Here is a 26,456-nt window from a genome sequence, read left to right as displayed (position 1 = left end):
CTTTGCGCCTTACACACTCTCTCCATCACGTTTTTTTTGTTTTTTCATGTAAAATTATTGTGAATTTAATGTGATCTCACAGGCAAATTTAGAATAAAAAAGTATAGAACAATAAATACATAAGATAATTATCTTGTTGTTTTTTAATAAAAACCCTCTTTTTTATATAAAAATAATTTAATTTTTATGTTAAAAAATTGATTGATCGTACATGTATATACAACTATATCTATATCTATAGAAAGATAGAGTGAGTATCCAATGAATCGATAAATAGAGGGTATACAAGTGACAGCACTTAATAATAAATATAGAAATATCGAAATTAGGGCGCCGCGTGGTAATTCATTGAGTGCAAAAAGCTGGCTGACGGAAGCGCCACTACGTATGTTAATGAATAATCTTGACCCCGATGTTGCAGAAAATCCCCATGAATTAGTTGTATATGGTGGTATTGGTCGTGCGGCACGTAATTGGCAATGTTATGACCAAATCATTGAATCTTTGAAACAACTCGAAAACGATGAAACTTTACTTGTTCAGTCCGGTAAACCTGTCGGGGTGTTTAAAACTCACGCTAATGCTCCACGCGTTTTAATTGCTAATTCGAATCTTGTGCCTCATTGGGCCAATTGGGAGCATTTCAACGAACTGGATGCCAAAGGTTTGGCGATGTATGGGCAAATGACCGCAGGAAGTTGGATTTATATCGGCAGCCAAGGGATTGTCCAAGGTACTTATGAAACATTCGTTGAAGCTGCTCGTCAGCATTTTAATGGTGACTTAACTGGTCGTTGGGTATTAACGGCGGGGTTAGGTGGAATGGGGGGCGCTCAGCCATTAGCCGCAACACTTGCAGGGGCTTGTTCACTGAATATTGAATGTCAACAAAGCCGTATTGATTTTCGCCTAAGAACGCATTATGTCGACGAACAAGCCACTGATCTCGATGATGCATTAGCACGTCTTAAAAAATACACCTCAGAAGGCAAAGCCATTTCTATTGCACTGTGTGCAAATGCTGCTGAAATTTTACCTGAATTAGTTAAACGTGGTGTGAAGCCAGACATGGTTACCGACCAAACCAGTGCCCATGACCCACTCAATGGTTATTTACCTATTGGCATGAGTTGGGAAAAATACCGAGAACTCAGTGTCAAAGAGCCACAAGCCACTGCCTTAGCGGCAAAGAAATCCATGGCAGAACACGTTAAAGCCATGTTGGCATTCAAGAAACAAGGTATACCCACATTTGATTATGGCAATAATATTCGCCAAATGGCGCTGGAAATGGGGGTGAAAGATGCCTTTGATTTCCCTGGTTTTGTTCCTGCCTATATTCGCCCTCTATTTTGTCGTGGCGTTGGCCCATTCCGTTGGGTTGCGTTATCAGGAGATCCCGAAGATATCTACAAAACTGATGCTAAAGTTAAACAATTATTACCTGATGATAAGCACTTACATCGTTGGTTGGATATGGCACGTGAGCGGATCAGCTTTCAAGGGTTACCGGCGCGTATTTGTTGGGTTGGTTTAGGGGACAGAGCTAAATTAGGCTTAGCCTTTAATGAGATGGTCAGAAGTGGTGAGGTTTCCGCCCCAATTGTTATTGGTCGTGATCATTTAGATTCTGGCTCAGTTGCTAGCCCAAACCGTGAAACAGAAGCGATGAAAGACGGCTCTGATGCGGTATCAGATTGGCCGCTACTCAATGCTTTATTAAATACAGCCAGTGGCGCGACATGGGTTTCTTTGCATCATGGCGGTGGTGTGGGAATGGGGTTCTCACAACATTCGGGAGTGGTGATTGTTTGTGATGGAACCGACGAAGCGGCTGAGCGTATTGCTCGAGTACTGCACAATGACCCCGCAACAGGGGTGATGCGCCATGCTGACGCAGGGTATGACATCGCGATTGCTTGTGCAGAAGAAAAAAATCTCAATTTACCTATGATTAAAACACGTTAAGGAGTGCCATTAATGACTAAACTAACTATCCACCCAGGAAAAATGACACTCGAAGATTTGCGCATCGTTTTTGAACAGCCAGTGACTGTCACATTAGATAAACGTGCTCATGCCGTGATTGAAAAAAGTGTAGCAACAGTTAATAAAATTATTGCTGAAGATAGAACTGCTTATGGTATTAACACTGGGTTTGGTTTGCTAGCCAATACGCGTATTGCTACGCAGGACTTGCAGTCATTACAGCGTTCTATCGTGATGTCACATGCGGCTGGTGTGGGTGACCCTTTAGATGACGAACTAGTACGCTTGATCATGGTGTTAAAAATTAATAGCTTAGCGCGTGGCTTTTCAGGAATTCGCCTCGAAGTAATCAATGCTTTAATTGCCTTACTCAACGCACAGGTTTACCCGTTTATTCCTGCTAAAGGTTCAGTCGGTGCATCAGGTGATTTGGCACCTTTAGCCCATATGAGCTTGATTTTACTCGGTGAAGGAAAAGCTCGTTTTGAAGGTAAATGGATATCAGCCAAAAAAGCGTTAGAAAAAGCAGGGCTGAAGCCTTTAACGCTTGAAGCAAAAGAAGGCTTGGCTTTATTAAACGGAACCCAAACCTCCACTGCTTTTGCCCTTAAAGGGTTATTTGAAGCTGAAAAGCTACTACTTTCAGGGATTATTTGTGGGGCATTGAGTGTAGAAGCGACATTAGGTTCGCGTAAACCTTTTGATGCTCGAGTACAAGAAGTGCGAGGGCAAAAAGGGCAAATTGATGTCGCAGCCATGTTCCGAGAGGTATTATCATCAAGCAGTGAGTTGGCAAAGTCGCATGAAAACTGCGTGAAAGTACAAGACCCTTATTCACTGCGTTGCCAGCCACAAGTGATGGGAGCTTGCTTAACTCAAATTCGCCAAGCGGCTGAGGTGATTTTAATCGAATCAAATGCGGTATCAGATAACCCTCTGGTGTTTACGGATAACGGCGATATCATTTCTGGGGGCAATTTCCACGCTGAGCCAGTTGCGATAGCGTCAGACAACCTTGCTTTGGCATTAGCCGAAATCGGGGCTCTATCCGAGCGTCGTATAGCGTTATTAATGGATACCCATATGTCACAGCTTCCTCCATTCCTCGTGAATAATGGCGGCGTGAATTCTGGCTTTATGATTGCTCAAGTCACTGCAGCTGCATTGGCAAGTGAAAATAAAGCATTAGCACACCCTTCGAGTGTCGATAGCTTACCGACTTCAGCAAACCAAGAGGACCATGTTTCTATGGCACCTGCTGCGGGGCGTCGTTTGTGGGAGATGGCGAAAAACGTCACTGGTATTCTTGCGATAGAATGGCTTTCTGCATGCCAAGGGATAGATTTTCGTGAAGGGTTAAAATCTAGCGAAGCACTCGAAAAAGCGCGTAAAACGTTACGTGAACAGGTCGCTTATTATGATAAAGACCGTTATTTTGCGCCGGATATTGAAGCTGCCATTGATTTAATTAATCAACATAAACTTTCAAAATTATTTACGAAAGGTGCCGTTTTCCCTAAATAGCACTGGTAGTACATCAAGCCAATAAAGGTGGCCGGCAACGTATCGGCCGCCTGAAGTATTTATCTACATGACTAATAAAATAATACGAAGGATAAATCATGCAAAGCACATCACAACTTGCGCGAGGGCTTTCTGCGCGTCACATCCGATTTATGGCTTTAGGTTCAGCGATTGGTACAGGTTTATTTTATGGTTCAGCAAAAGCAATAGAAACAGCAGGCCCGGCGGTACTGCTCGCTTATATAATAGGGGGCGCCGCGGTGTTTATGGTCATGCGCGCATTGGGCGAGATGGCGGTACATCGTCCGCTTGCGGGGTCGTTCTCACAATATGCTAGCCATTATTTAGGTGCTCGAGCTGGCTTTTTTGCTGGATGGACATATATATTTGAAATGATTATTGTTTGTCTGGCTGATGTCACCGCATTTGGCGTATATATGAAACTCTGGTTTCCTGATGTCGCTCAATGGATATGGGTGCTAAGTATCATATTCTTTATTGGTGCTATTAATTTGTGTCACGTGAAAACGTTTGGTGAAATGGAGTTTTGGCTTTCCATCATTAAAGTGGTCGCCATTATTGCGATGATAGTGGGTGGGGCTGCCATCATGATGTTTGGTTTTGGCCAAGCGGCTGACCATGCGGTTGGGGTGTCTAATTTATTTATCCATGATGGGTTTATGCCTAATGGGGTTGGAGGGGTGATAGCCTCTTTTGCGGTAGTGATGTTTGCATTCGGTGGAATTGAAGTGATTGGGATCACCGCCAGTGAAGCAAAAAACCCTGAAGTGACTATTCCACGCGCCATCAATGCTGTTCCTATCCGTATTTTGTTATTCTATGTTTTAACGCTCTTCGTTTTAATGTGTATTTATCCGTGGAATCAAATTGGCCAGCAAGGTAGCCCATTTGTACAAATATTTGACAGTTTAGGTATCCAATCTGCTGCCAATATCTTAAATATTGTGGTGATCACCGCAGCGATTTCTGCGATCAACAGTGATATTTTCGGCGCAGGGCGCATGATGTATGGTATGGCACATGAGGGACAAGCACCGAAAGCCTTTACCAAACTGACAAAAAACGGTGTGCCTTGGATGACGGTATTAGTCATGGTGCTGGTGTTATTGGTCGGAGTTGTATTGAATTATGTTATTCCTGAGGATGTTTTTGTTATCATTGCATCAATAGCAACGTTTGCAACCATCTGGGTGTGGCTAATGATTTTACTAGCTCAGTTTGCGATGCGTAAAAAAATGACGCCAGAAGAAGTGAGTAAATTAAAATTCCCTGTTCCTATGTGGCCTGTGGCGCCTATTTTGGCGATAGCTTTCATGGTCTTTATTTTTGGTGTGCTCGGGTATTTTGAATCCACGCGTATTGCCTTATATGTAGGGGTTGTGTGGTTGGCACTTTTGGCTATTGCTTATGCGGTTTGGGTAAAGAAACCGGCTAAAGACGTTGAGAAGCTTGTGCAAAATGAAGGCTAGAGATATCACTTTTCTCATCTAAAAGACTAGGTTACTTAACGCCCTTTAATTAAAAAGGGCGTTTTTATTTTTAATTTATAGCGAAAATGGTGTGCTAGCTAAAGGTTGTTGGTGATTTTATTGCATTAATCTGCTGATTTGTCTTTCACTTCGTGGCAAACTTTAGTTATTCAAATATTCCCTTTCAAAAAACAGGCTGGAGAAACCCTTCTTGGAAAAGATCTTCGTTGATGAAGCTGTTGCAGAACTTCATACCATTCAGGATATTTTACGTTGGACGATGAGTCGTTTTAATGCCGCCAATGTGTATTATGGTCACGGTACAGATAATCCGTGGGATGAGGCGTTGCAATTAGTGTTACCGACACTTTATTTGCCTCTAGACCTACCAGATGAACTCCTGACATCTCGCCTGACACCAACAGAACGCCATCGGATTATTGAGCGTGTTCTGCGCCGTATTAATGAACGCATTCCTGTTGCCTATTTAACTAACCGTTCGTGGTTCTGTGGGCACGAATTTTATGTTGATGAGCGGGTATTGATCCCTCGTTCACCTATTGGGGAGCTTATCAATAACCATTTTGTTGGCCTATTAACTGATGAACCTCAAGCGATATTAGACTTATGTACGGGTAGTGGCTGTATTGCAATTGCTTGTGCATATGAATTCCCCGAAGCAGAAATTGATGCCGTTGATATTTCGGCGGATGTGCTCGCGGTCACTGAGCAAAATATCGCTAGCCATGGTTTGGAGCATCAGGTTGTGCCTATTCGCTCCGATTTATTCCGCGATATGCCTGAAGTTAAGTATGATTTGATTGTTACTAATCCACCTTATGTGGATGCAGAAGATATGGATGACCTACCTGAAGAGTTTCGTGTAGAGCCGGAACTTGCCTTAGCAGCTGGCAGTGATGGGCTAAAGTTAGTGCGCCGTATTTTAGCTAATGCCCCACGGTTCTTAACGAAAGAAGGGGTATTAGTGTGTGAGGTTGGCAACAGTATGGTGCATTTAATTGAACAGTACCCTGATATTCCATTTATTTGGCTGGACTTTGAATACGGTGGTGACGGGGTGTTTATGTTAACGCGTGAACAGCTTGTTGAGCATCATGAGCACTTTGCGCTTTATATTGATTAATCAAGGGTTGCGTGATTTCTCATAATCATGTAATCAATAACAATTACATAACGATTAACAGCAAACAACACACGTCTTGGTAATACAAGAGCGGCTTAGAATAGGAAACTTCGATGGCAGGAAATTCAATTGGGCAACTGTTTCGCGTAACGACCTTTGGTGAGTCACACGGGGTGGCATTAGGTTGTATTATCGATGGTGTTCCCCCTGGTTTAGCTCTAACAGAAGCTGATTTACAAAAAGATTTAGACCGGCGTCGTCCTGGGACATCTCGTTATACAACGGCACGTCGTGAACCTGACCAAGTGAAAATTTTATCAGGTGTATTTAATGGAGTAACGACGGGGACAAGTATTGGTTTATTGATTGAAAATACGGATCAACGTTCCCAAGATTATGGGGCAATTAAAGATGTTTTTCGACCCGGCCATGCGGATTACACCTATGAGCAAAAATATGGCCAACGCGATTACCGCGGTGGTGGTCGCTCGTCTGCAAGGGAAACGGCAATGCGCGTTGCTGCGGGGGCTATTGCTAAAAAGTATCTACAAGAAAAGCTAGGGGTTCAAATTCGTGGTTGTTTAACACAAATGGGCCCGATTGCATGTGAAATTAAAGATTGGTCCATCGTTGAGGAAAACCCGTTCTTTTGCCCTGATCCAAACCAGTTAGATTCACTTGATGAATTATTGCGTGGCTTAAAGAAAGAGGGGGATTCAATCGGCGCTAAAGTGACTGTGGTTGCTGAACATGTTCCTGCGGGGTTGGGGGAACCGGTATTCGACCGTTTAGATGCAGATTTAGCCCATGCTCTCATGAGTATTAATGCGGTTAAAGGCGTAGAAATTGGTGACGGTTTTGGTGTTATTGCGTTAAAAGGCAGTGAAAATCGCGATGAAATTACCCGTAATGGTTTTACCTCTAATCATGCTGGCGGTATTTTAGGCGGCATCAGCAGTAGCCAACCGATTGTTGCCCATATTGCGATGAAACCAACATCGAGCATCACGGTATCAGGTAAGACGTTGAACCGTTCTGGTGAAGAAGTTGAAATGATCACCAAAGGGCGTCATGACCCTTGTGTCGGTATCCGTGCTGTACCTATTGCAGAAGCGATGATGGCCATTGTTTTAATGGATCACTACTTACGCCATCGTGGGCAATGTGCTGATGTTACTCCTACGATGCAAGCATTTGATTAATTAGTAAAGGTTGATGCTATAACCCGTGAGCGGGGCGGTCTAGTCGCTTACGGGTGAGAAAGGTTTGGATGAAGCCTACTTAAAATACCTCATCTGGGTTGTGATATACTACATATCAACATCATGATATTTCTCATCTTTGGATTGTAAAATGGATTGGCTAACCGCCGTTGCGCCTGAAGTTTATGCGTTACTCTTCTTTGTTGCACTTTTCGCTGGTTTTATTGATTCAATAGCAGGGGGCGGGGGCTTGTTAACCATTCCAGCCCTGTTATCTGTCGGGATCACTCCTGTTGAAGCATTAGCAACCAACAAATTACAAGCCGTTGGTGGGTCATTCTCTTCAACCCTTTATTTTGTTAGACGTAAAGCGATAGATTTACGAGAGCAAATATTTCCGTTCATTATGACGATGATTGGTGCGATGTTAGGCGCCATCGTTATTCAAATGATTGATACTGCGTTTTTAAAGCAACTGCTACCGGTTCTTGTCATTTGTGTCGGTTTATACTTCTTATTAACGCCATCGATTGGGGTACAAGACCGTCAACAGCGTATTAGTATGCCTTTTTTTGGTGTTGCCATCGGTATGACGCTAGGTTTTTATGATGGTGCATTTGGGCCCGGTACGGGGTCATTTTTAGCATTGGGTTACGTGTTATTACTTGGTTATAACCTCGCTAAAGCAACGGCTCATGCTAAGTTACTGAACTTTGCTTCCAACTTTGGGTCTTTAGTCTTCTTTATTATCGGAGGTCATGTTCTTTGGGTACTCGGCTTTGTTATGCTTATTGGCCAAATGGTGGGTGCACGCTTAGGTGCACGGTTAGTATTGACCAAAGGACAAAAACTGATCAGGCCAATGATTGTGGTTATTTCGTTATTAATGAGTATTAAGTTACTCCATGATAGCCATGGCGATGTGATAAAAGCTTGGTTTCTCTCATTATTTTAAGATGATTTAAATTATTCATGAGTAAATATAACTATCAAGATCTAATTGATATTTTTGATAAATGTTTTGGTGAAAGTTATAACACCAAATTGGTAAAAGGGGATGATGAACCCATTTACTTACCTGCGGATGAGTCTGTTCCTTATCATCGTATTGTTTTTGCGCATGGTTTCTTTACTAGTGGGCTACATGAAATATCACACTGGTGCATCGCAGGGGAAGCCAGACGCCAGCAAGTCGATTATGGCTACTGGTATTGCCCAGATGGACGAGATGAAAAAACGCAGAGTGAGTTTGAAGTGGTTGAAATTAAACCCCAAGCTTTAGATTGGTTATTCTGTGTTGCGGTTGGTATTCCATTTAATGTCAGTTGCGATAACTTGGAAGGGGATTTTGAGCCCGATCGTATTGCCTTTATGCGTAAAGTGCATGCACAAGTGATGGTTTATTTAGAAAATGGTATCCCTGAACGACCATTATGCTTTATTAATGCGTTACAATCGTTTTACAATACGCCACCTATTTGTGCAGAAGACTTCCCTTATCCGGAAGATATTTTTGCCTAATGAAAATACATTACAGTAAGGATTAAGCATGCTTGCGGATTTAGAAACACGCATACTGACAAAAATTGATGATATGGTTGAACACGCTAACGATGATGAATTGTTCGCTGGTGGTTATTTGCGTGGTCACTTAACCCTTGCTGTGGCAGAGCTGGAGGAAGAAAATCAAACTGGCTCTGACGCTTTATTCCAACGCGTTGAAGAAAGTATTCACACTGCAATCAAAGCGGGTGAATTGACACCACCGGACCAAGTGCTGGTCTTGGACATGTGGAAAAAATTACTGAATAACGCAATATAACCCATCGATTTATGCTCACAAGCGGGGGAACCCGCTTTTGGTTCACACTTTAATACTATCACTTTCCTCATTTATAATATGTATATGACCCGCTTAGCTGTACCAGACGATGCCAAATATCTCCCCGCAGTGGAATTATCCGCAGGGCAAACATTCGCTAACCATGAAAAATACCGTTGGGTTGCTGAGGGGGAAGGGCAAACGGAACAAGAACACCTTGCTTTTATTCATCAGCAGCTTGAATGGGTTGCTGTCAATAACGATGGTGAAGTAGTGGGGTTTATCAATGCAGAAAAACGCAGAAATAGTTTACATATTTGTGAGTTATCTGTTTGCCAAAACTGGCAAGGTCAGGGAATTGGTCGGCAATTAATCAAACGGGTATTTGAAGCCACATTGTCTTTACAGCTACAGTTTGTGACATTGACAACCTTTCGTGACGTACCTTGGAATGCCCCTTATTATCAACGCTTAGGTTTTGATATCATTGATAATGACAAGCTAACCATTGAGTTGAAAGCGATTTTACAGAGTGAAGTTGATATGGGGTTTGCACGGGAAGATCGCTGTGCAATGGTTATCTCATTAAATGAACTCGCAGCTAGCTAATGAATAGCAGGCTGCAAGGTATTGGTTTCAATAAGGGGTTTTTACTTTACGCCCTAATAATAACTTTCTAACCCAAAAACGGTTCGGATGAAGCTCTGCGAGGGTTTCGTCATCCAAAGGTAGAGGTTCAGCAAAAATTTGTGCGGCGAGAAGTTCAGCACAAAGTGGGGCAGTTGATAAGCCTCGGGAGCCTAGGGCACCAAAAATAAATAAATTTGGGTGCATAGGTGCAGGGCAAATTGTCTGATTTTTGGCTATCTGAGAGGGTAAATCTTGGTAGACTTCCATATGTTTTTCAAAATCAGGCACATTCCCTAATAGCGGGAAGTGGTCACGGATAACACAACGTACCCCTTGACGCGAATGTTTGTGTGAAATATCAATATCGTTAGGCCAAGTAACATCCGGCAGGTTATCAATCAGTTTTTGGCGGTTCCCCTGTTGTTCTTCTTCGCTATAGTTTAAATCCAGATGCTCCCTTTGGTAACTTGCACCTAAACAATGTTGCTGCCCAGAAGCATCAGCAGGGGTTAAATAACCTTCAAAACACAACACATTTTTTAATTGTTGTAGTGTTTCATTGGTTGGGATGTGGCTAACTTGCCCTCTAACAGGGGAAATAGGTAAATTAACAGTTTGCGAAAATTGGCGCAGTTTGTGCCCATTGGCAATAATAACGGTGGAATGAGTAGATATTAACGTCTGTTGGGGGGTGTTTATCAGCAACTGCCAGTTATCACCATCAGGTTTAAGTTCGTTAACATCGTGTTCAAAATGGAATGTGACACCCTGTTGGTGTAAATATTGTTGTAAGCTTTCACAGAGTTGAGCAGGGCACAACCAACCACCGGTAGCATAGTGAATTCCACCATGGTTGACATCAATACCACAAAGGTCACTCAGTTGCTGGCGGTTTCTACCAATAGCAAAATCGGTGGGCCAGTCGGTTTCTAGCATGCCCGCTATTTTATTAGCAACTTTATCGTTATAAGCTAATTGGCTGACTCCACACCATTGCCCGTCAAACTTAACCCCCTGTTTTGCCAATTGGTGATAAAAGCGTGAAGCAAAAGGAAAGGCACTAATAAAAAAACGCTCAAGTGGGTCATTATTACCTGTTAGTAATGGGTAAATTGCGCCTTGGCGGTTGCCTGAAGCATTTTGTGCGACTTGCGAGTCTTTACAGTATAAGGTGACTTTTGCGCCACGTTTTAGCAAGGTGTAAGCTGCGGTGAGGCTTGCAAGGCCACCACCAATGATTGCAATGTCTGTTGGGTTATTGGCTTTTTCTCTTGCAAACCAAGGTGTTAAGTTTTCAGTTTCTTTTTCTATCATTATGCCAGTTAGCATTTCACGTTTTTTACCAAAGCCTTTGACTTTTTGAAGAGTAAAACCTGCTTGCTGTAACCCTCTTTTGACAAAACCTGCGACGGTAAAGGTCGCAAATGTACCATTAATACGGGCTAGTTTAGCCATTGTAGCGAACAAGTGTTCGCTCCACATTTGTGGGTTTTTTGAGGGGGCAAAACCATCTAAAAACCATGCGTCTATCTTATTGTTTAGATTGTTTTTTAGCTTAGATATTTGCTCATTAACATCACCAAACCATAAGTCCAGTAAAACATCGCCATTTTGTAAGGTCAGACGGTGGTTTCCGGGTAATGCTTGAGGCCAGTTGTCACACAGTGATTGTGATAGGTCGTTAAGTTCAGGCCAGCATTGGTGAGCTGTGATTAAATCGGGCTTTGATAAGGGGTACTTTTCAAAACTAATAAAGTGTAAACGCTGCAATTTTGCGTGTGGATGCTCGGCTTTAAATTGGTTAAAGGATTGCCATAATGCTAAAAAATTCAACCCTGTACCAAAGCCTGTTTCGGCAATAACACAGGTTTTGAATGGGTGAGTATTGAAACGTTCAGGAAAAAGATTTCCTTGCAAAAAGACATGACGAGATTCTTCTAAGCCATCTTGGTTAGAAAAATAGATGTCTTCAAATTGTTCGGACATCGGTGTGCCTTCTTCATTCCAGCTAAGGCGAGCAGTTTGTACAGCACGTTTGTTCACGATAAAGCCTACTATGACCTAATAATCAGTAAATTTTAACGCTGTTATGAGTGTAAGGCTACCTTCATAAAAAAGTCTTATTACAGTCACAAAGAAAAAAAATACAAATATTTACCCTGATCGGACTTGTTCAGCGTACAAGTGTAAGCTAAAGTGACAACCTGTAATCCCGCAATCATATAATTATAGACATGAGGTAACGAATGAAGCGTGCAGTCATCACTGGTCTAGGTATTGTTTCCAGCCTTGGTAATAACCAGGAAGAAGTACTGGCTTCTCTGAAGGAAGGTCGTTCCGGGATCACTTTCTCAGAAGAATTCAAAGAGGCAGGGCTACGTAGCCATGTCTGGGGTAATGTCAAAAACTTAGAGCTGAAAGACCTGATTGACCGTAAAATCTTTCGTTTTATGAGTGATTGCTCTGCGTATGCTTATTTATCTATGGAACAAGCAATTGCTGATTCGGGTTTAGCAGAAGAACAAGTTTCAAATTTACGTACGGGTATTGTGGTCGGTTCTGGCGGCGGTTCTCCGCGTAACCAAGTTGCTGGCTCTGATGGTATGCGTGCGAAAGGTTTACGTGGTGTTGGTCCTTATATGGTGACCCGTGCAATGGCATCAGGTATTTCAGCTTGCTTAGCCACACCATTTAAAATTAAAGGTGTTAACTATTCAATTAGTTCAGCGTGCTCAACATCTGCACATTGTATTGGTCATGCAGTTGAATTGATCCAACTAGGCAAACAAGATGTAGTTTTTGCTGGTGGTGGTGAAGAGCTGAGCTGGGAAATGACCTGTGAATTCGATGCAATGGGCGCATTGTCAACTAAGTTCAATGAAACGCCAGACAAAGCATCAAGAACTTACGACCAAGACCGCGATGGTTTTGTTATTGCCGGCGGCGGCGGTATTGTAGTAGTTGAAGAACTCGAGCACGCTTTAGCGCGTGGTGCACATATCTATGCTGAAATTGTCGGTTATGGTGCAACATCTGATGGTGCAGACATGGTAGCACCTTCAGGTGAAGGCGCGGTACGTTGTATGCAAATGGCGATGCAGGGTGTCGATAAAATTGATTACATCAATACACACGGTACATCGACACCAGTCGGCGACACCAAAGAGCTGGAAGCTATCCAAGAAGTTTTTGGTAGTAATTCCCCTGCGATTTCTGCGACAAAAGCGATGAGTGGCCACTCATTAGGGGCGGCAGGTGTTCACGAAGCAATTTACAGTTTATTAATGCTAGAGCATGGCTTTATTGCACCAAGCATCAATGTCGAAAATTTAGATGAAAAAGCCCATGGCCTGAATATCGTCACGAAACCAACAGAACAAGTGTTGGATACAGTGATGTCAAACAGTTTCGGCTTTGGTGGTACTAATGCCACATTGGTGATGAGCAAATACAAAGCGTAATTTGTTTTAGGCTAAACAATTAGAAAAAAGCGAGAACTCTGGTTCTCGCTTTTTTTATAAATATAAAAAGGAGAATAGCTGTGTCATTTTATTAAATTATAGAAATGATTAACATGAGATACTCTAGCCAATTTCTGAAAACAAATAGCCTAGAGGTGTGTAAATATGAATGTTAAATCTTTTTTCTTAACGTTAAGTAATAGCTCGACTAAAATAAGTAAGGAGTATGAAAAAAACAACAGTGATGCAAATAAGAAACTTTTATTAAAGACAGTAATTTCAAAAGTGAAAAATGTTTATAAGAAATGTGCTTTGGATGTCGAGATAAAAGATAAGTTAAAAATCAATAAACAGATTAATATATTGAATGATGTGCTTAATATAGGGCCTGTTAAATCTAAAATAAGCGGTAATAATATTATTAACTCTATGGAAGTTAAGTCTCATAGTATGTTGGATAGTATAGCATTACATTATGACTCTTCAGATTGTCAATTGGAGAAAACAGATATAAATAATATTATTTTTAATTGGGAGGATAAAAAAACCTTCAAACCTAGCAGTATTAACGCAGACTTTTCTAACTCTACATTATCAGACATGAGAATTGCATCAAGTGAACAAACTCCACTAATTAGAGCGGATTTTTCTAATGCAACGCTTAATAATGTAGATATTAAGCTACCTATTAAATCAGATGTTAATTATAATTTCGATAAAGCAAAACTGAATAATACAAGGATTGAATTAGATATCCCTAGTGGGGAGTTAAGTCAACTTAATTTATTGGCGTTATTTGGTGATGATAATCACTATTCTAATAATGTATTCCAGTCAGTATTAACAATTAATGATAAAAAAATTAAAAATGATTTATTGAGTAAATTAAAAAAATCCTTTGATTCAAATATTAGATATTTTGACAATAAGCATGATATAAAAGATAAGTTTTTAAGCAGTATCTAAAAGGTATTGTTACTTAATCGCCACTAGCGCCATCACTTCCCCCTGAATCGGATGATGAGCAATCAGTACTGGAATTATCATTTGAACAAAAATGATTGCTAGCACGATGGGAATTGTCGCTAGTGGTACTTTCATAAACTGGGGGGACATAACGGGTATTTGATGAGGATGACGTTCTGTGGGAAGCAATGTCTTGGTAGTTTTTTTTCACTTCAAATATTTGGCTTTTCCCTTTCGACCAACCAATAGTCACAAGCGTCGTATTTTTCTTGACGCTGATATGCAGCATTTTTCCACAAAAAATATGCATTTTACCCAGTGCTTTTATTTGGATATAACCGCTGTCTTTTTCTGTGATAGTCACGGGTTTCTGGCTATGGATGGTGTAACGGTCACCATGAATATCGATGGTGACTGTATACGCTAATGGTTTCGGCTGGATATTAAAAAGGACAAAAAGTAATCTATCGAACATTGTGTTTTATATCTTAATAAGTCAGGTGAGTACCATAATTGATTGGCATTATTTAATATATCATCATTGTCTGATTCAGTGGTTTATTAACAACTGAATAAATATACATCATTGTATTGAATGTTTTGTCCAAAATAGTGACATGATATTGACTTGATTTTTAGTCGAATAGAGGTAGTCATATGTGTGTAACCAGATTTCATGAGGCTATTTGGAAACAGGATTTTAAAATTTTAGGTAAGGCGTTATCTCGCTCTATCCACGATAAACTTTGTGGGAGGATGAGTAAAATACATAATATTGAAAAACCATTTCCACTGTATAAGTATGACCAAAAGAGAACAAATATAGTCCCTAATTTACAATCAAAATATGTCTATTATGGCGAAGGAGTCCATGATAACTCTGTGGTTTTGTTAAGTTATATAAAGCTCCCTATTTTTTAATAAAAAAATGCCCCAAAATCACATTGGGGCAAATTCTACAGAGATGGCTTAACAATTTGAAAATTATAACGTTGTAGCCTGTTTGCGTTTACGGAGTAATTTCACAATAGGCGGCAGGATTAAAACAACAACGGCGAGGATCAATAAGCTTTGTGAAATAGTACTGCTCCAAAGAATATCGAAATTACCATTGCTGATAGATAATGAACGGCGTAAGTTTTGTTCTAACATCTCACCTAATACAAAACCTAATATAAGTGGGGAAAGCGGGAAATTCATTTTCCGTAGAATAAACCCAAAAACACCTAACCCCATCATCAACAGCAAGTCAAAAGTAGTGCTATGAACTGCATATACACCAACAGCGGAAACACTGGCAATTGCGGGAACTAAAAACCACAAAGGGACAGTCAACATACGTGTGAATAGGCCAATTAATGGAATATTCATGATTAACAACACGACGTTAGCAATAAGTAATGCAGCAATTAGCCCCCAAACAATTTCCGGTTGTTCAGTAAACATTCCCGGTCCAGGGGTGATATTATAGAGCGTTAGCGCCCCCATCATCACCGCAGTTGTCCCTGAGCCTGGAACGCCAAGTGTTAACATAGGGATAAATGAGCCACATGCTGAGGCATTATTTGCGGCTTCAGGTGCAGCGACACCACGTACATCACCATTACCAAAATCGCCTTTTTCACCACTGATTTTCTTTTCAGTCATATAAGTGATAGCGCTGGCGATAGTGGCACCTGCACCGGGTAAAACTCCAACAAAGAAACCGACGAAAGACGAACGCAGTGCGGGCCCTGCGCAAGCTTTGGCTTCTTTGCGGTTAAATAGCATTCTACCCGTTTTGCGGATCAAACCTTGGCCTGTAGCGGTACCTTCAAGCATCAATAAAATTTCACTGACTGAAAATAAACCAATCACAACGACAATAAATTGCACTCCATCAGAAAGATGGACACTATCAAATGTAAAACGATATTCCCCTGAGTTGGCATCGACACCGACGGTGGCGAGTGACAAACCAATTAATGCGGCAAGTAATGATTTAATAGGGTTTTGGCTCATCATACTGCCCAAACAGGCAATAGCAAAAACCATTAAAGCGAAATATTCAGCAGGCCCGAAAGCTAACGACCATTGAGCAAGCAAAGGTGCGAATAAAATAATACCCACAATGGCGATTGTTGAGCCAATGAATGAACTGACCGCTGAAATAGAAAGAGCAACACCGCCTTTTCCTTGTTTTGCCATCGGATAACCATCTAATGTGGTCATTATAGCCGCAGCATCACCCGGAACATTAAGTAGTATCGATGAGATCCGTCCTCCATATTCACAACCTAAATAAACAGTAGCGAGTAAAATTAAGGCAGATTCTGCTGGTAATTTGAGCGCAAATGCGAGTGGCAATAATATAGCGACCCCATTGATAGGACCAAGACCGGGCAACATGCCAACTACGGTTCCGATAAAACAGCCAATTAAGGCAATCAAGATATTTTGAGGGACGAGCGCAACCTCAAAACCTTGCGATAGATACATCCAAGTTTCCATGAGCTTGCTCCTTAATTAAACAGGCTGCCAATAGGCAAAGTGACATCCAGCAATTTATCAAAGGCATAAAATAAGAAGATGCCAAGGATAGGGCCTGAAATAATGGCTGCCGTTGGTGTCGCACCAAATAGTAGGGCCATGCTGATAGTCAATAAACTGGTAGCAATAGGAAACCCTAACCACTCAAATGCCCATGCATAGATAACTAGTGCGATGACTAAGAGTATTAAGCGGCGCAATACATAAGGTTTCGGCCATTCAACAGCTTCTTGTTTGCCAAATAATAAGGCAAGGGCACAAATAGCCATTAAAGATAGTATGGCGACCGGAAAAGGGCGGGGGCCCAGTGGTTCGTATGAAAATTCACTTTGGATCCCCCAGCCGATATAGATCCCGATAGCACACAGTATTAGCCAGACTATGGCGAATATGCGTTGACTCATCGTTTTCTCCGTTATTTGGCTAAACCAAATGCACGGGCTTGCTCACGATACTGTTCGATTTCTTTTTTTACGTAGCTATCGAGTTCTTGCCCAGTTAAGTTATATTCAAACAAGCCACGAAGTTCACGTTGCTTTTTGAAATCTTCGGTTTGTTGGAGTTTTTGGAATGCCTCGACCCATTGGTTGTAGTCCTCATCGGACACTTTGGGCCCCATATAGAAACCACGAATAATTGGCCAAACAATGTCATAGCCTTGCTCTTTCGCCGTAGGGATTTCGGATAAGCCATCACCGAGGCGTTTATCGGCATAGACCGCTAGGATACGAATTTTGCCTTCATTGATATACGGGGTCATCTCGCTAATATCCCCTGATAACACCTGTATATGGTTTCCAAGTAGAGCTGTTAGGGTTTCACCACCACCTTCAAAAGCAACGTAACGCATTTTTCTTGGATCTATATCGATAGCTTTAGCGAGTAGTGCGGTTTTCATCCAGTCTTGACTGCCAATAGAACCACCGGCTCCAAACACGATGCTATTCGGGTCTTTTTTAAAGGTATCCATTAAATCATTAAGGGTTTTATAAGGGGAATCTGCACGTACAGCAATCATCCCATAGTCGCTGCCCACACTGGCTAGCCAACGGACATCATTCTCGTTATAGCGACCAAACTTACCTTGCGCTAGGTTGAGTAATGAGCCACCTGAGAAGGCAACAATCGTTCCTGGTTCAGCAGGGCGCTGCGCCACGATGGCATTATAGGCTACCGCACCAATGCCTCCGGGCATGTAAGTAACACGCATTGGTTTTTCAATTTCTTTAGTTTCAAGCATGGAAACTTGGACTAATTTACAGGTTAAGTCGAACCCCCCTCCAGGTTTGGCTGGGGCGATACATTCAGTACGCTCTGGTAGAGCACTTGCTTGGTTAACGCCAACTAAAAATATTGCTGTTGCTAAGGCCTTGATTGTATATTTTTTCATTTTTCTTTCCTTACTAAGACAATAATTAAAGAACTATGTTATTTACTTCTTGTTGTGTAGATGTTGCATCATTGTCTTACAAAGCTTTCATTTACCTTTCATTAACAAATATTATTATTTTTATGTGATATATATCAGATTGTTTTGTATTTCTGCTTTTTTGTTATGTTAATTTAATGTTAAATTTAAATTATTGATTCCATTTAACCGTAATAGTTGTGATGGATACAGTAAAAACGATGACAATTGCTTTTCAATCACGATAGGTAATGCCAACGTATACAGATAAGTAATTATAATGAGTATGCGGAATGAGAATTTTATTGGTTGAAGACCATGACGAGTTGTCATTGTGGTTACAAAAGGCATTATCGTCATCAGGGTTTGCGGTTGACATTGCCAGTGATGGCGCCATCGCAGATCAATTATTACAAACAGAACAATATGCCCTTGTTGTGCTTGATGTATCTCTTCCACGAATGAGTGGGTTGGAAGTATTGGCGCAAATGCGAAAACGTCATCAAGAGATCCCTGTTTTGCTGTTGACGGCAAACTCGGATGTGGCTGACCGTGTCCAAGGCTTAAATGCAGGTGCGGATGATTATTTAACAAAACCTTTTGATATCGCTGAGTTAGAAGCTAGGATTCGTGCCTTACTAAGGCGTAGCCAAGGGCAAGTCAATGAACCGCAGCGTTTTGGTGCGCTGTGTTATCACGAAGAAGGTTATTTTTTACTTGGTCAAGAACCATTAGGGTTAACCCCAAGGGAATATGCGGTATTAAATACCTTGTTTCACCGACGAGGACGCCCAGTTTCAAAGATGCAATTATTTGAACAAGTGTTTTCTTTGTCCGATGAAGCCAGTTTACAAAGTATTGAATTATATGTTCACCGAGTGAGAAAAAAACTCGCAGGTTCGGATGTTAACATCAATACGTTACGCGGATTGGGATACCGATTAGAGCAGTGTAGTGTATGAAATTAGTCTCTCATCCACGCTCTCTCTTTCATCAGTTGCTGCTCTTTTTCGGTATCCCCCTCATTTTATTGGGGGGATTTTCGGTTTATACCCATTATTATAGTGCTAAGAACGCTGCAAATTTAGCTTATGATAGAACGCTACTCGCCTCTGCTCGTACTGTGGCAGAAAGGCTACAAGTGGTAAATGGGCATCTATCTGTTAGCGTACCTTATGTGGTATTGGATAGTTTCGAACTGAATAATAATGACCGAATTTTTTATCAAGTTATTTCCCCTGACGGTGAGACTATCTCTGGTTATGATGACTTACCGCCAATTCCCTCTTATTGGATGCGCTCACAGCACTATACTGCGCTAGTTTATTTTTATGATGCACAGTATAAGGGCTTACCTATTCGCATTGCAGCGTTTTATCAACCCATTAATGAAGGTGGCATCACTGGAATGGTTGAGATCCGTGTTGCAGAAACCGTTTATTCACGACAAGATCTCGCTAATCAATTATTAATCTCCGCGCTGATGAGCCAAGGTACGGTGGTGCTTTTAACCTTAGTTCTTGCCTATATTTTACTTAGTAAGTTATTGGCGCCATTGAAAAAATTGTCCAACTTAATGTTAAGCCGTTCCGCTAATGATTTAACACCATTGCCAGATTTACTGCCATGGTCTGATTTATCGCCATTAATTGATGCATTGAACCGCTATATTTCCCGTTTAAAGCGGATGGTGAGGCGACAAGAGCGTTTCAGTGCGGATGCATCCCATCAATTGAAAACACCATTAACGGTGTTGAAAACACAGGTTTCAGTCGCGATTAACAGTCAAGATGCTAATCAGCGGCAACAGAGTTTACAAGCTATCGATAAAACCCTCGATAATACGATTATTCTCACTGATAGGCTTTTGCAACTATCTCGGTTAAAAGCGCATGAAAAAGAAGCCGTCACGCAGTACCGTGCTGTTAATCTAGTCGAAATTGTTCATCAAACCTGTTTTACGCGGCTGACTCATGCAGAAAGTCAATGTGTGGATTTGGGCTATGAAGGGCTCGATGTGGCTTGGATCAAAGGTGAACCCATTTTATTGGCAGAAATGTGCGCAAATCTAATCGATAACGCAATAAAATATACGCCAGCAAATGGCGTGGTGACAGTGCGTGTTGTAAATAGTGATGACAAGGCGCATTTTGTTCTGGAAGTCGAGGACTCAGGACCAGGGATCCCAGATGCAAAGATTAACCGTTCTATGGAAGCGTTTACTCGTTTAAATAATGCCTTAGGGAAGGAAGGGGCTGGTTTAGGTTTGGCTTTAGTTAAAGATATTGCTAGTTACCATGGCTCTGAACCACAACTATTAAAAAGTAAATTACTCAATGGATTGTTAGTTCGAATCGCATTTAAAGCTAGCCAAGCACCACGGTAAGAGAAGCGCCCTTATTTGGGCGCTTTGGTGCCAAAGTTTAAACGCAGTAAAAACTGGATGTGTTTAGTCTCGCATTGGTATTAGTATATTTAGTTGTTTGTTATTTGAATAACCGTGTTTAAAATCACTAGCCATTGTGTTTTGTTTGAGACTTGCCATTGAGGATGATAATAATGATTCCGTATCTAACTGGTTTTTGTTATTAAAAGGTGTATTAGTCAACTTCTCATTATTTTCTTTTTCATTTAAGGATGCCTCGAATGATTTTATTTTTACATCTGTATTGTATATTTCGTCAAGTAAAGTCGATAAATCTTGTGAAATTAAATTGTTTTCTTTATTTTCTGAATGGTCGTAAAGGTATTTTGCAAGGTTGTTTTTTGAATTAGTTATTTTTTCTTCCCGTAAATAGATCTCATCAATAGATTCTAATTTCTTTTTTTCGTTTAATTGATGGCGTTGTTCAGTAATCTCTAACAATGCATTTTCAATTGTTTTATAATAAGTTTTCTCACTAACATTAGATATGGCAGATTTTAATGGAACATAATTATGAATGTTAGAAATAAAATCATTCTTCACTGCTGTTAAGTATTCTTTTTCTCGCCGCATCTCCGATATATTGATATTTTTTTTATCAGATTGTCGAGGAGTTAATAGATGGGGCTTATTAATTTCATTTTGTTCGTTTTTTGTGTTTTTAGTGATTGATTTTTCTCTGTTTACTATAGATGTGTTTGATGCATTATTTTTTAGATTTGAATTCACAATAAATACTCCATATTAATTAGGGGCTTTCTAACGTTTGTAATCCGTAATCAATAAAATATAAACCAACTAAACAAAGATAACTAATTTTTATTTAAAATGAGTTCTAAATAGTTATTGTTGGAATAATTATATGACTAATTTTTTAATAATTAGATGATTTTAAGCGGAATTCTATATTTATCAGGAATATATTATTAGATATATTGATAAACTTTTGTGTTTTATTGAAAATCAACTAGGAAAAGACTAAATGTTATATCCATAAATGGTAATCGGAACTAAACAATATAACCGACTGATATATTGAAGTATCCAAATAATAACTGATAATAATAAAAAGGATTCGATAAAGGCGCTAAAGCAAATTAGCGCCTTTATCGTTAATTATTTATTAATGAGTTTAAAATCCCACTCTTTTAGTGCTTTAATTGAGTCCTCGTCTTGGTATTTAGCACCGAGTTCAAGGTAATCATGGGCTTTTTGCAGGTCTGCTTTGCTCTTTGTTCCGACCCAACCATTGTAATACATGTAGGCCAGCTTGTATTTTGCCATTCCATGATGAGTCCCTTGCTCTAGGTTTGTCATATCATAATATTTGGCTGCACCAACATAATCTTTTGGTACTCCTTGGCCAAAATACAGCATATCACCGGCTTGGTGCGCGGTATTACTGTCATTTTGTTGTGCGCCTAAGTCAAAGTAATAAAGCGCTTTAGGAAAGTCTTTCTCAATACCGCGCTCATTGTCTTTGCGGTAAAGGTTACCTAAAATATTATAAGCACGAGGATAGCCATTTTTACCTGCTAATTCATAGTAGTAGATCATCTTTTGCGTGTCTTGCGGTACTCTTTCACCCCGAGCATAAGCGATACCTAAGGAGAAAGCTGCCATTTTATCACCCGCTTCAGCCTTCACACGTTGTTCTTCAATTTGTTTAGCAAAGCGACCATATTTTTGGAATGTTTGCTCATCATTGAAACGTTGTTCAATCGCTTGTCGCTCCTGTGGTGATAACTGCTCTAATAATTCAATATTTTTAGGGTCTTTTTTCAGACGCAATGCCGTGTAATAGGCTTGTTTCGCATCCCCTTTTTCCACATAGGCTTTGTACAGGCTACTTAGCGCATGACTCTCATGATAGTTCAATGAAATTAGATACCATTCAATAGCCTTATCGATATCTTTTTTCATATCACATTCACCAGCTAAGTAAGTATCCCCCATTTTTTTACTTAAACTTTCAGCTGAACGAATATAATTCCGCTCAGTATTCTTCTCGAAATTCTTCTTTTGTAGCCACTCTTTTAAGTAAGTGCTTGCCTTATCCAGATCGGCATTATCGCTATTACTGCAATATTCACCAGGGTAATTTATTTCATACAGTTTCTCAATGGCATCTAAGTCGCCTTTTTCATAAGCACGCTGTAAGTAACCCAAAGCTTTCGGCGCATCGGTTCTTGCGTAATAGCTATAAAGATTAAGCAATGCATCTGTACGGTTATTTTCTTCGCTTTGCAGCAATTCTAAATATTTTTTATCATCTTTAGGGCGGTTAAGGTTTTTCTTGTTATTACGAATACCTTTTTGATACAAATTGGCTAATGTATTGAATGCCATACTAGAAATTTCATCATCAGCTGACTTGATACCTTCTTGTAGGTATTGAATGGCTGAATTATAGTCCGTTGAACTGGTTAGAACGTCGCTGTCATACAAGTAGTCTTTGGCTAGTTGGACCTTGGAAAATAAGTCACCTTTTGCTGCACCTTCAAGGTAATTTTGGTGTTTGACTTGTTTATCGCTAGTGACTTGGTCAAGAGCTTGATAAGCGGCTAAATTGCCTGCTTCAATGCTCTTTTTATACCAAGTTTGGGCGGCTAATGCGCGACTGTAATCCTTATACCAATCTCCGAGTTTCATATAGGCTGAAGTATCACCATTTTGCGCAGGAACAACGATGGAGTTATAGGTTTCGATATAATTATCAACACGTTTAGGGTTTGAGTGTTTTTTTAAATAAACAATAGCTTGATCCCAGTCTGGTTCTTTCAACCAAGACATTTTGTCTTCGTTGAGTATCCCCATATACAGGGTTTTTGTATAAAGGCTAATTGCGTTATCATTTCCTTCATCGCTAGCAAGCTTTAAGTATTTTAAGGCTTCTAATTTGTCTTCTTTGATCCCTTTACCATAATAATAGGCTCGGCCTACTTTATATTTAGCCTCTGAACTTTCATTGAGCATTTTCATGCTGATGTCATAGTCATTCATATACTTAATGAACTCGTTCCCCCAACTTCCTGCTTTAATGTAATATTCACGGGCTTTTTGGCGATTTGGTGCAACAAGGCGACTACCGTTTAAATATTGATGTGCTAATTTGCGGGTGTAGTCTTTGCTACCGATAGCGGCTAATTGGTCGTAATAACCAAGAATCTTTGCTTTATTAGCATCAATGAGTGTGTCTTGGCTGTAATAATCCACTAATTCTTTTAAAGCGCTTTTATTATTCAACTTTGCACTAGCGGTCAAGTATTGTAGCCATTTTTTCTCATCGACTTTTTGCCCATAGTTACCGAATTTATAAGCATTGGCGAGGGTACGAATGGCATCAGAGTCATTATTTTTTGCCTTTTCCTGAATAGTAATAAACGAGGCTCTTGCTTTTTCAATTTCTCTTTTACGTGATTTTAAAAAACTGAAATCTGGGTCAGAGATTTTGTTGTAATATTCCATTGCGAGATCATAGTCAGAATCTTCCCCATAATTACCTTTTTGGTAAATTTCTCCCAGCTCATATAAACAGCGGTTGCTGCCTAATGCTGCACACTTTTTATATTGTGGGACGAGGTCTTTCGGTGTTAACCCTGTGATTTTCTGAAAACGCTGCTTATAGTAGGGCTTGTCATTATAATAATTAACGCCATCCAAATTTTGAGCAATATATAAAGACGCGGTGGTATTGCCTAATTCTGCGGCTTTTATAATGGTATCGTAATAAGGTTTTAGCTCTGCATCACTTAGGGTATCAACTTGGGTCAACAGGGTAAGTTGCTTGATGCCATAAAAGTAAGTGATATCCGCATCAACCCCAATTTGTGGTTCGATACGCTTTAAGGCTTCAGTGTTATTTTCGGATAGGGCTAAATCGACTAATAAACGCTTAGCGTGTATGGTAGCCAAACCAAGTTTTAATAAAATGTCATTGGCGGTATTAAAGTCTTCTTTTGACAATCGTGACTTGCTATCAGGTGAAGCGAGTACGTCAACAACTAAGTTCACAGCACGTTTGTTTTCTTCCGGCTTATATTTTAATAATGAGGCTGCATAATGAATACGGCTGCTATCATTATTTTTACTGGATTCTTCATACAGTTCAAAAGCTAGATTGCTATTTTTCTCCGCATCTTCGCGTAATAAATAATCCGCATAGAAATGCGCTAATGTATAGTTTTTTCTTTCAATGACATCATTTTTGAGAATATCAATGATCGTTTTCTCGTCGACGTAGTCTTTTATATCATATTGATAATAGAGTTGAACTAACAGGCGGTCAGCTGTCGACTTGTAGCTATTTTTACTTAAACCTTTTTTCAGTATCTCTACGGCTTCTGGCAAATTCTGCTTAGTACCAAACCCATTGATATAGTAACGAGCTAACTGCATTTGTGATTCATAATCGGGTGCAATTCGGTTAGCTTTTGCGAGTGTTTCAAAGGATTTTTCTGGTGAATAGAATGAGCTATTTTTATTGCGGTATACTTGGCTTACAACGATCAAAGCTTCTGGAGAATTAGGGTATTTCTCGATTAATATCGGAGTATATTTTTTTATAGTATCTACTAATTGTTTATTTGGAAAACGGTAACTGTAAATAGCTTTTTCGATAATAGTAATTAACGATTTTTGATGGCCTAAATCTGCGGCGTTAATTAAATATTTATTCGCTAATTCATCATCGCGTTTTACATCATAATTAAAGGTATTACCTGAATAGACCTGATAGGCTTGGTATAATGCATCGGGATATTGCCCCTCAGCAGCCTCTGTCAAATCTTTAATATTATCTCTATCTGCGAGGTAATTAAAATATAGCGCTTTGGGAGCCCGTTGTTGTATTAAAGGCCGCAAATACATTACAGCTTTATTTTTATTCTTACGGACATCTTCGCCTGTCATGTATTTTTGATATAAAATATACATAGCAGTTTCATCACCTTGACTGGCTCGGGTTTCAAGGTTAGCGATTATTTGTTGTTTTTCTTCTGGCGTTAGTGAGCCATAAATTGATAATGGCGCAGGTTCAAATCTCTCAGCATCGGCAATAAATTCGAAAGCTGATGCCATTGACATACTTTCATATTTTTTTGCAAAAATCTTATTTGGCGTAATACCATTGCCGCCTTCTTTATAAATAGATGCTAATAACATAGCCGGTAATGGGAAGTCTTTACTGACTAAGGGGGTTAAGATTTCGACTGCCTTTTTATTATCTTTATCAACCTTATGGGCAATATAACCGAGTGCAAATTTAGCTAGACGTGAATCTTGTTCCGCAGCCAGTGTAAAGTATTTCCGAGCTAGTTCGGTATTCTGCGGAATATCTTCATATTTAGCTTCCATATAAATACCGCCAACCATCACTTGAGCCTCAATTACACCGAGATCCGCAGCTTTAGTTAAAGAGGTTACGCCATATTTATCGTCAGGGGTATCCTCTATTTGTTGATCATAACGGTAAAAGCCCAGATTATAGAGCGCATTTTTATTGTTCTGTGCTGCAGATTTAACCAACCAACTTAGTGCTTTACTCTCATCAGGTTGAGTACCTATCCCATCTTTATACATTGTGGCTAATGCATAAGCGGATTGGGAGTCAACATCAGCTGTATTTTCAAATTGCTTAAAAGCGGCTTCGGTATCGCCTTGTTGATATAAATCGTAACCAGCTTGTGCGGAATTGGAATGGCCTAATGCATTGATAAAGTAAATGCCAACTGCAATAGCAATTACTATAAATATGCAAAGCCAAACTTTAAGTTGTTTAGTCATTGTTATTCCTTATTAAAGGTCATGTATGACATGACGTGTTCCATCAGTGCACATCGAGTCAATATTTGGTTTTGAGTGAAAA

Annotated in this window: 20 protein-coding genes; 13 read left to right on the top strand and 7 right to left on the bottom strand. The window is 40.1% G+C overall.

Translation table 11 applies throughout. The features are described from left to right. Positions 1 to 288 precede the first annotated feature (288 nt). The 9 genes from hutU (at position 289) to P3L56_RS12970 (ending at position 9,780) form a co-directional block, all read left to right on the top strand. Positions 289 to 1,968 carry a urocanate hydratase gene (gene hutU, locus P3L56_RS13010; RefSeq protein ID WP_042844536.1) on the top strand — a complete coding sequence of 560 codons (1,680 nt, stop codon included), beginning with the start codon at positions 289 to 291 and terminating at the stop codon, positions 1,966 to 1,968. Positions 1,969 to 1,980: 12 nt separating this feature from the next. After that, the gene (gene hutH / locus P3L56_RS13005) at positions 1,981 to 3,513 is read left to right on the top strand and encodes a histidine ammonia-lyase (RefSeq protein ID WP_272686057.1); all 1,533 of its coding nucleotides are present in this window, start codon (positions 1,981 to 1,983) and stop codon (positions 3,511 to 3,513) included. 98 nt (positions 3,514 to 3,611) lie between these two features. Further along, positions 3,612 to 5,003, top strand: coding sequence for an amino acid permease (locus P3L56_RS13000; RefSeq protein ID WP_166685199.1), 1,392 nt, complete (start codon positions 3,612 to 3,614; stop codon positions 5,001 to 5,003). A gap of 211 nt (positions 5,004 to 5,214) precedes the next feature. After that, a complete protein-coding gene (gene prmB, locus P3L56_RS12995; RefSeq protein WP_042844532.1) occupies positions 5,215 to 6,147 on the top strand; it encodes a 50S ribosomal protein L3 N(5)-glutamine methyltransferase in 933 nt (310 codons plus the stop codon). 113 nt (positions 6,148 to 6,260) lie between these two features. After that, the gene (gene aroC, locus P3L56_RS12990; RefSeq protein ID WP_042844529.1) at positions 6,261 to 7,349 is read left to right on the top strand and encodes a chorismate synthase; all 1,089 of its coding nucleotides are present in this window, start codon (positions 6,261 to 6,263) and stop codon (positions 7,347 to 7,349) included. 151 nt (positions 7,350 to 7,500) lie between these two features. Then, positions 7,501 to 8,304: a TSUP family transporter gene (locus P3L56_RS12985; protein WP_042844527.1), complete on the top strand. Its 804-nt coding sequence runs from the start codon at positions 7,501 to 7,503 to the stop codon at positions 8,302 to 8,304. Positions 8,305 to 8,321: 17 nt separating this feature from the next. Continuing rightward, on the top strand, positions 8,322 to 8,870 hold the full coding sequence (locus P3L56_RS12980; protein ID WP_042844526.1) for an elongation factor P hydroxylase: 549 nt from the start codon (positions 8,322 to 8,324) through the stop codon (positions 8,868 to 8,870). A 28-nt stretch (positions 8,871 to 8,898) separates the two neighbouring features. Further along, on the top strand, positions 8,899 to 9,171 hold the full coding sequence (locus tag P3L56_RS12975) for a YfcL family protein (protein ID WP_042844523.1): 273 nt from the start codon (positions 8,899 to 8,901) through the stop codon (positions 9,169 to 9,171). An 84-nt stretch (positions 9,172 to 9,255) separates the two neighbouring features. Continuing rightward, positions 9,256 to 9,780, top strand: a complete 525-nt coding sequence (locus tag P3L56_RS12970; protein WP_226619157.1) for a GNAT family N-acetyltransferase — start codon at positions 9,256 to 9,258, stop codon at positions 9,778 to 9,780. A 27-nt stretch (positions 9,781 to 9,807) separates the two neighbouring features. On the opposite strand, the gene mnmC is transcribed toward P3L56_RS12970, so the two are convergent. Then, positions 9,808 to 11,844 carry a bifunctional tRNA (5-methylaminomethyl-2-thiouridine)(34)-methyltransferase MnmD/FAD-dependent 5-carboxymethylaminomethyl-2-thiouridine(34) oxidoreductase MnmC gene (gene mnmC / locus P3L56_RS12965; protein ID WP_210831768.1) on the bottom strand — a complete coding sequence of 679 codons (2,037 nt, stop codon included), beginning with the start codon at positions 11,842 to 11,844 and terminating at the stop codon, positions 9,808 to 9,810. A gap of 203 nt (positions 11,845 to 12,047) precedes the next feature. Between mnmC and fabB the strand changes: the two genes are divergently transcribed. After that, a complete protein-coding gene (gene fabB / locus P3L56_RS12960) occupies positions 12,048 to 13,262 on the top strand; it encodes a beta-ketoacyl-ACP synthase I (RefSeq protein ID WP_042844516.1) in 1,215 nt (404 codons plus the stop codon). A gap of 165 nt (positions 13,263 to 13,427) precedes the next feature. Further along, positions 13,428 to 14,228 carry a hypothetical protein gene (locus tag P3L56_RS12955; RefSeq protein ID WP_272686056.1) on the top strand — a complete coding sequence of 267 codons (801 nt, stop codon included), beginning with the start codon at positions 13,428 to 13,430 and terminating at the stop codon, positions 14,226 to 14,228. Between the two features lie 13 nt (positions 14,229 to 14,241). On the opposite strand, the gene P3L56_RS12950 is transcribed toward P3L56_RS12955, so the two are convergent. From P3L56_RS12950 to P3L56_RS12935, 4 genes are all read right to left on the bottom strand, one after another. Next, positions 14,242 to 14,703: a hypothetical protein gene (locus P3L56_RS12950; protein WP_071548194.1), complete on the bottom strand. Its 462-nt coding sequence runs from the start codon at positions 14,701 to 14,703 to the stop codon at positions 14,242 to 14,244. 509 nt (positions 14,704 to 15,212) lie between these two features. Beyond that, positions 15,213 to 16,718, bottom strand: coding sequence for a tripartite tricarboxylate transporter permease (locus P3L56_RS12945; protein WP_042844508.1), 1,506 nt, complete (start codon positions 16,716 to 16,718; stop codon positions 15,213 to 15,215). Positions 16,719 to 16,729: 11 nt separating this feature from the next. Then, positions 16,730 to 17,161, bottom strand: coding sequence for a tripartite tricarboxylate transporter TctB family protein (locus tag P3L56_RS12940; protein ID WP_042844505.1), 432 nt, complete (start codon positions 17,159 to 17,161; stop codon positions 16,730 to 16,732). Between the two features lie 11 nt (positions 17,162 to 17,172). Continuing rightward, the gene (locus tag P3L56_RS12935; protein ID WP_048607533.1) at positions 17,173 to 18,147 is read right to left on the bottom strand and encodes a Bug family tripartite tricarboxylate transporter substrate binding protein; all 975 of its coding nucleotides are present in this window, start codon (positions 18,145 to 18,147) and stop codon (positions 17,173 to 17,175) included. A gap of 311 nt (positions 18,148 to 18,458) precedes the next feature. Here P3L56_RS12935 and tctD point away from each other — a divergent pair, with 311 nt between their 5' ends. Together tctD and P3L56_RS12925 are read left to right on the top strand one after the other, a co-directional pair. Continuing rightward, complete coding sequence (gene tctD, locus P3L56_RS12930) at positions 18,459 to 19,127, top strand: transcriptional regulator TctD (RefSeq protein ID WP_042844502.1); 669 nt, start codon at positions 18,459 to 18,461, stop codon at positions 19,125 to 19,127. After that, a complete protein-coding gene (locus P3L56_RS12925; RefSeq protein WP_048607532.1) occupies positions 19,124 to 20,551 on the top strand; it encodes a sensor histidine kinase in 1,428 nt (475 codons plus the stop codon). Before tctD ends, P3L56_RS12925 begins: the two co-directional genes overlap by 4 nt. Before the next feature lie 63 nt (positions 20,552 to 20,614). Here the strand turns inward: P3L56_RS12925 and P3L56_RS12920 are convergent, their stop codons facing one another. Further along, the gene (locus P3L56_RS12920) at positions 20,615 to 21,319 is read right to left on the bottom strand and encodes a hypothetical protein (RefSeq protein ID WP_210790533.1); all 705 of its coding nucleotides are present in this window, start codon (positions 21,317 to 21,319) and stop codon (positions 20,615 to 20,617) included. A 387-nt stretch (positions 21,320 to 21,706) separates the two neighbouring features. Then, positions 21,707 to 26,374 carry a tetratricopeptide repeat protein gene (locus tag P3L56_RS12915; RefSeq protein WP_272686055.1) on the bottom strand — a complete coding sequence of 1,556 codons (4,668 nt, stop codon included), beginning with the start codon at positions 26,372 to 26,374 and terminating at the stop codon, positions 21,707 to 21,709. Positions 26,375 to 26,456: the final 82 nt, after the last annotated feature.

This window comes from Providencia sp. PROV024 (genome assembly GCF_032709665.1).
In the GTDB taxonomy this organism is placed as follows: domain Bacteria; phylum Pseudomonadota; class Gammaproteobacteria; order Enterobacterales; family Enterobacteriaceae; genus Providencia; species Providencia huashanensis.
This window is presented reverse-complemented; position numbering and strand designations above follow the sequence as displayed.